A 1,653-nucleotide genomic window follows, 5' to 3' on the forward strand; every position below is an offset into this window, starting at 1 on the left:
CTGTACGGGCATTGGGTAAAGGTGGTCATAATTTAGCTGCCGAAGTAGAACGAATTGCAGCAACTTCTGGTGAAGTGCCTGCACCCAATGCTTCCACTGAGTCTGATATGTCCAGCATGGAAGGAATGTAAGAATGAAAACCCATAGAAATATGAACATGAATTCGTCTACTGCCGATTCGCACGCGGATATGGGAATGAAACCCAAAGCTACGCGAGCGCAACTTCTGGCAGTAACGCTGTTAACACTATTAGCCCTAGCATTCGGTGTTCTTATCGCCGCACTCTATGGCAACTTTACCATGAGTGCTAGGAATATGCAGCATGGGTCAACGCCAGGAATGAATATAAGCAACCAGTCAACGCCTGGGATGAATATGGATAACAACAACGAGTCAATGCCAGGAATGAATATGGGTGGCACGAAATCTCCGGCTCCAGTGTCATCGCTACCACCTGCTCCTATAAGCAGTGTCACTCAGACGAATGGTTTAGTTATGCCGCCAGGGATGATTATGACCTCTGATATGAGCATGGAAGCAATGGAAGATATGGCTGCAGTAGACTTGACAAAAATTACCTATACTGCTTCTGTTGATGCACGTGGGGATCAGGTTCTCCAGCCTAAGCTAGAGAATGGTGTGAAGGTTTTTAACCTCGATGTTTCTTTAATTAAGTGGAATATTTTACCAAATGTCCAGGTAGCTGCTTATGCCTTCAACCGTCAAGTTCCAGGACCGCGTATTCAGGTTACTGAAGGCGATCGCGTGCGAATGGTCGTCAAAAACAACTTACCAGAACCAACGACAGTTCATTGGCATGGCATGATTTTACCTAACAACATGGATGGTCCAGCCGATGTTACCCAAAAACCAATTCAACCGGGTGCAAGCTATACCTACGAGTTCACTGTCAAGCAACCAGGTACTTACTTCTACCACTCCCACAAAGATATAGACCGCCAGCAAACTCTAGGGATGTATGGTGCGTTCATCGTTGATCCTAAGAATAAACCTCAAACTCTTGCTTACAACCAAGATGTTGTGGTTCAGCTTCAGGAGTGGACAGTAAAGCAAGGTTACACCTTCCCAGCAATGCCAATGGAGGGGTTACTACCGAACTTTTTTACAATAAACGGTAAAGCTTACCCTGCTACTACAACTATCAATGCCAAGGTTGGTGAGAAAATCCGCTTCCGCTTTATCGGTTCCAATAATGCCTTTATCCACCCAATGCACATTCATGGTGGTCCGTTTAAGATCATCGAAACAGATGGAAGCCCTGTACCTGTTGCTGCCCAAATTGAAAAAGATACTATCAACGTGGCTCCTGGTGAACGTTACGATGTGATTTGGACAGCCCGTGAGAAAGGTAAGTGGTTGCTGCATTGTCACATTGCCCATCATGCAACAAACAACAACGTTGAGGTACAAGGCGCAGGTGGTTTAACAATGATTATCAACGTTACCTGATTTGAGAAAACTGACGGTAAGTAACTAAACCAAACACTACTGTATTATGGGTATGGTTCACGAGCGCATTTGTCTAATTTTGGTGATTTTAGCGTTGTAGGGTAAACACGGTAGTACCGCAAGGCGGAAGTCAAAAGTCAAAAGTCAAAAGTGAGCCAGTGCGGTGGACGGGTTCCCCGGCA

The 1,653-nt window shown here is 45.4% G+C and carries 1 protein-coding gene; it reads left to right on the forward strand.

Translation table 11 applies throughout. The features are described 5' to 3' along the window. Positions 1–157: 157 nt before the first annotated feature. A complete protein-coding gene (locus DP116_RS28170) occupies positions 158–1,471 on the forward strand; it encodes a multicopper oxidase family protein (RefSeq protein ID WP_211173568.1) in 1,314 nt (437 codons plus the stop codon). Positions 1,472–1,653: the final 182 nt, after the last annotated feature.

It is taken from the genome of Brasilonema bromeliae SPC951 (genome assembly GCF_012912135.1).
GTDB classification, from domain to species: Bacteria; Cyanobacteriota; Cyanobacteriia; order Cyanobacteriales; family Nostocaceae; genus Brasilonema; species Brasilonema bromeliae.